At 66.1% G+C, this 4,500-nt stretch carries 4 protein-coding genes and 2 pseudogenes; all 6 read right to left on the bottom strand.

The annotated features are described in order from the left end of the window. Nucleotides 1-1,040 (bottom strand): MFS transporter (locus AHiyo1_RS20165; RefSeq protein ID WP_059389762.1); only part of this gene is annotated, 1,040 nt, incomplete at its 3' end. Between the two features lie 98 nt (nt 1,041-1,138). Next, a pseudogene (locus AHiyo1_RS20160) lies at nt 1,139-2,547 on the bottom strand (MBL fold metallo-hydrolase). Nucleotides 2,548-2,667: 120 nt separating this feature from the next. After that, a complete protein-coding gene (locus tag AHiyo1_RS20155; RefSeq protein ID WP_059389761.1) occupies nt 2,668-3,030 on the bottom strand; it encodes a thioredoxin family protein in 363 nt (120 codons plus the stop codon). Nucleotides 3,031-3,103: 73 nt separating this feature from the next. Continuing rightward, nucleotides 3,104-3,400, bottom strand: coding sequence for a rhodanese-like domain-containing protein (locus tag AHiyo1_RS20150; protein WP_059389760.1), 297 nt, complete (start codon nt 3,398-3,400; stop codon nt 3,104-3,106). Between the two features lie 48 nt (nt 3,401-3,448). Then, nucleotides 3,449-3,791, bottom strand: a pseudogene (locus AHiyo1_RS20145) (rhodanese-like domain-containing protein). 35 nt (nt 3,792-3,826) lie between these two features. Continuing rightward, nucleotides 3,827-4,500: sulfite exporter TauE/SafE family protein (locus AHiyo1_RS20140; protein ID WP_059389759.1), on the bottom strand; the 674-nt coding region annotated here is incomplete at its 5' end.

Genomic DNA, 4,500 nt, shown 5'->3' with positions numbered 1-4,500 from the left:
GCGGTTCCTGCCCCGAGCAGCACGGCCGCGATGAGCCAGGTTCCGAAGTCGTGGCCGAGGGCGACCAAAGCCAGGGCCCCGGCCTGGACCAGCATGCCGGCCACGATCAAGGGTTTGCGTCCCGTCCTGTCCGAGAGGGCGCCGGTCACGAGTTGCCCGGCTCCCCAGACCGCCGGGTAGACGGCGCTGAGGATGCCGACGCGTTCGATGCCGAGCCCAGCAGTGGCGAACAGGACTGGAAACAGGCCCCAGGCCAGGCCGTCGTTGAGGTTGTTGACCATGCCGGCCTGGCTGACGGCGGACAGGGATTTGTCGCGGAAGCTGGTCAGCATGAAGATTTCCCGGTTGCCCAGCCCGGCACTGTGGCCTGCACGGACGGGAATGTGGGTGGCCGCTTCCGCCGTGGCATGGTGGTGTGTTTCGCGGACGGTCAGCACGGAGAGGCCCAGGCCGACGGCAATGAACGCGGCGCCCAGCAGGAACGGTCCGGGACGGAGCCCGTAAGAGGAGGCAATATATCCGGTGGCCAGGGCGGTTCCGGCGACGCCGAGGTAACCCGCGGCTTCGTTCAGGCCCATGGCCAGGCCCCGCCGCTCCGGGCCGACGAGGTCCATTTTCATCATGACGGTGGTGGACCAGGTCAGGCCTTGGCTGATGCCCAGGATGACGTTGGCGGCCACGATCCAGCCCCAGGACGGGCCGAAAATCAGCATCAACGGCACCGGTACGGCTACCAGCCACCCGGCTACCAGGACCGGTTTGCGGCCGTAGCGGTCCGAGAGGGTGCCCGCGAGGTAGTTGGTGGCGGCTTTGGCCAGTCCGAAGGCCAGGATATAGGTCAGGGCGGACGTGTAGAGCTCCAGATGGAAGACCTGCCCGGCGAGCAAGGGAAGGATTGTCCGTTCCTGGCCCAGGGTTCCGCCGACGAGGGCGTTGACGGCGACCAGGAGCATGAACTGGGCCAGGTTCTGCCGCAGGCCCAGGGTGATGCCGTCGTGTTGTCCGGCGTGCTGCGGTGAAGAAGTGTTGCCGGAAGTCATTGTGCACTCCAGTTGTTGCGGACAAGGGCTGGGCGGCGGTCGGGCGTTCCGGGCCGCCGCCCAGGCGGTCAATCGGGCATTTCAGGTGCTTCCTGGATTTAGTTGCTGGACACGGACTCGTGCGTCTGGTTCCGGGTGGCCCAGGCGGCGTAGCTGCCGTCGAGTTCGACGATGTCGTACCCGGCGCGGCGCAGGGCGCTGGCGGCAACGGAATTCCGGACGCCGGACTGGCAGTAGCTCACGATGGCGCCTTGGGTGGGCAGTTCGTCGAGGTGCCACATGACGCGGCCGCCGCTGAGCTGGTGGGAGCCCGGGATATGGCCGGCGGTGTGCTCGGTGCGGTTGCGGACATCCAGCACCATGGCGGCGTCGAAGCCTCGAGTTCCTCGGGCCGGATCAGCTTCGGGGTGCTCGTGGGCAGCCCGTCAATGCTTGTGACGTAGCCGGCGACGTTGTCAATGCCCACACGTACAAGGTGGTCCCACATGTCCTGGGCCTGGTCATGGTCCTGCGCCAGCAGCACCAGCGGGTTCTTGTCCGTCTCAGGGTTCACTACCCAGGCCCCGTAGCTGGCAACTGATTTGCCCGCGGGGACGTTCAGGGAGCGGGCAACAGTTCCCTCATGGACTTCGTTGTTGGGCCGGGTGTCGATGAACGTGACTTTGTCCGCCGCCAGGTCCTTGGCGACGTCGGCAGTGTCCAGTTCCGTAAGCGGCGTACGCTCACCCATGACGGCCGGTCCCTCACGGTTTTCGTGCTTCATCCGGCCGAAGTAGGCGTGGGCGTCGGGCTGGCCGTCGAGGAGTTCGTTGATGAAGCCCTGTTCGTCATTCGCGGCCAGGTACGGGCCCCACCAGGCGTAGAGCCGCTCGTACCCGACCGTGGAGGAGGGAATCGCGCCGAGGGCCTTGCCGCAGGCACTGCCGGCGCCGTGGGCCGGGTGGACCTGGACGAAGTCCGGCAGGGTCAGGAACTTGTCCCGCAGGCTGGCGAAGAGCTGCTTGGCCCCGAGGAAACGGGTGTCGACGCCGCCGGCTGCCTCATCAAGCAGATCCGGGCGGCCCAGGTCGCCGGAGAAGACGAAGTCACCCGAGAGCAGGTAGCCGGGCTGGTCGCTGAACGCGCCGTCCGTGACCAGGAAGGACAGATGCTCGGGGGTGTGGCCCGGTGTGTGCACTGCCTGGACACTGATGTTGCCCAGGGCGATCACATCGCCGTCGTACAGCCGCTCGCCGTCGAATTCGTACTGCCAGTCCGGGCCGCCCTCGCCGGAGACGTAGATCTTCGCGCCCGTGGCAGCGGCAAGTTCGCGGGTGCCGGAAAGGTAGTCGGCGTGGATGTGGGTTTCGGTGACGGCCACGATCTTCATGCCGTTCCTTGCGGCGAGATCCTGGTACACCGCGATGTCGCGGCGGCTGTCCACCACAACGGCCTCACCCTTGGCCTGGCAGCCGATCAGGTAGCTGGCCTGGGCGAGGTCTTCATCGTAAATGCGCTCGATAAGCATCTGGTGCTCTCCTTCTGAAAAGCGGGTGGGAGGGGATGTGTTCCCCGTGTTCTAAAGAAAACAGTAATACCCCATAGGGTATTTCAAGGCCGGGGATGTGTGCCGTGCTGCTGCCTGGTTTCAGCTCTGCTGCGGTGCGTCCTGGGCCCGGAGGCGTGCCATGTCGAGGTTTTTTACCTCCTGGATCACTTCTTCCAGTCCTGTGGCGTTGAGCGCGCCGGGCTGGGAGAAGACCAGGGATTTGTTGCGGAAGGCCATCAGGGTCGGGATGGCAGTGATCCCGGCGGCCGCGGCGAGGCCTTGTTGGGCTTCGGTGTCGACCTTGGCAAAGGTGATTTCAGGGTGCCGTTCGGAGGCAGCGCCGTAGATGGGGGCGAACATGCGGCACGGGCCGCACCAGCCGGCCCAGAAGTCAACGAAAACGATGCCGTTGTTCTCCAGGGCCTGGGCGAAGCTCTGTTCGGTGATGTCGATGGTTGCCATAACCAGGTTCGAGTCCTTCCAAAGGTGAAATGCGGTTGAATGATCCATGGCCTCGGGCAGGAGGGCTGGAGGGTCAGGTGGTGGGGAGGCCGGCCCGGGTCCAGGCGATCATGCCCCCGGTCATGGTGTCGGCGCTGAAGCCGGCACCGTTGAGGGCGTCGGCGACGCGGGCAGAGCGGTTGCCGCTGCGGCAGACCGCAATGACGGGGACGGCAGGGTCCAGTTCGGAGAGTCGTTCCTGCAGCTGGTCCATGGGGATGTGCAGGGCGCCGGGGATCATGCCTTCGGAGACTTCGAAGTCCTCGCGGACATCCAGGATCCGGGCGATGTCCCGGCGTTGCGCGGTTTCGGTGACGCTGATTTCAGCCATGGTGTGTTCTCCTTCTGGGGTTCGGCTGGTTGGGCGGATGGTTCGGACTTATCGGATGGGTTCGCCGGCTTGACGCCAGGCCGCCATACCGCCGCGGAGGGAATAGGCGTCATAGCCCCTCCCGGCCAGGAACCGTGCCGCGGAGGCCGAGCGGACACCGGAGGCGCACACGGCGATGACAGGCCGGCTCTTCTGGATTCCCGCCGTGCTGATTTGCAGCCGGTCCAACGGGACGTGCTTGGCCTGGGGTGCCCGGCCGCCGCGCCACTCGCGTGTGGAACGGACATCGATCAGGGTGGCACCGGATGCCATGAGTCCTTTCGCTTCGGCGACGGTGATTGTTTTGTAGGGCTTGGTGAAGGACTTTCTTCAGGGAACTGATCAGGCCCATGGGGTGGCCTCCTTGCTTGGGTGTGGGATGGTGTGTCAGGCGGTGACGGTGCTGGCCGTGACCCAGGCGGCGACGGCGAAGATCAGCACCGCGAACGAGACGCGCACATGGTTCTCTTTGAGCCGGCGGGCGAGCCGGGCTGCAACGAGTGAGCCGAGGATCGCCGGGATGGCGAAGGCCAGGACGGTCGGCCACTCGATGGTGAATCCGGCCGCGTGGGCGCTGAAGCCTGCCACGGAGTTGATCACGATGATGGCCAGGGATGATCCGACGGCCTGTTTCATGCGCAGTCCGAGGAACAGCGTGAGTGCCGGCGTGATGAGGAATCCGCCGCCCACGCCCAGGAGTCCGGTCAGGAACCCCACCAGGAGTCCCACGCCGACGGCTTTGGGGGCGCAGGTGCGGAAGGCCCGGGTGGGCCCGGTGCTGCAGGAGCCCTCGGTTTCGCGGGTGCGGGTTAGCATGCGGATTCCGGCTATCACCATCAGGGCTGCGAATGCGAGCATCAGGATGTTCGGATCCAGGAGCCTTCCTATGGCCGTGCCGCCCCAGGCTGCCGGGATGCCAGCGGCGCCGACCAGCAGGACCACGGGCCAGTTAATGCCCTCGCGGAACCGCGGGATCAAGGCCGCCAGTGACGAGACGCCGACCACCAGCAGGGACGTGGGAATGGCCTGCGCAGGGCTCATGCCCACGCCGTAGACCAGCG

The organism is Arthrobacter sp. Hiyo1, from assembly GCF_001263615.2.
Classification (GTDB): domain Bacteria; phylum Actinomycetota; class Actinomycetes; order Actinomycetales; family Micrococcaceae; genus Arthrobacter.
This window is presented reverse-complemented; position numbering and strand designations above follow the sequence as displayed.

Excerpts from the sequence above, each read along its gene's own strand:
- AHiyo1_RS20155 (WP_059389761.1), bottom strand. The coding sequence starts at position 3,030 with ATGGCAACCATCGACATCACCGAACAGAGCTTCGCCCAGGCCCTGGAG.
- AHiyo1_RS20150 (WP_059389760.1), bottom strand. The coding sequence starts at position 3,400 with ATGGCTGAAATCAGCGTCACCGAAACCGCGCAACGCCGGGACATCGCC.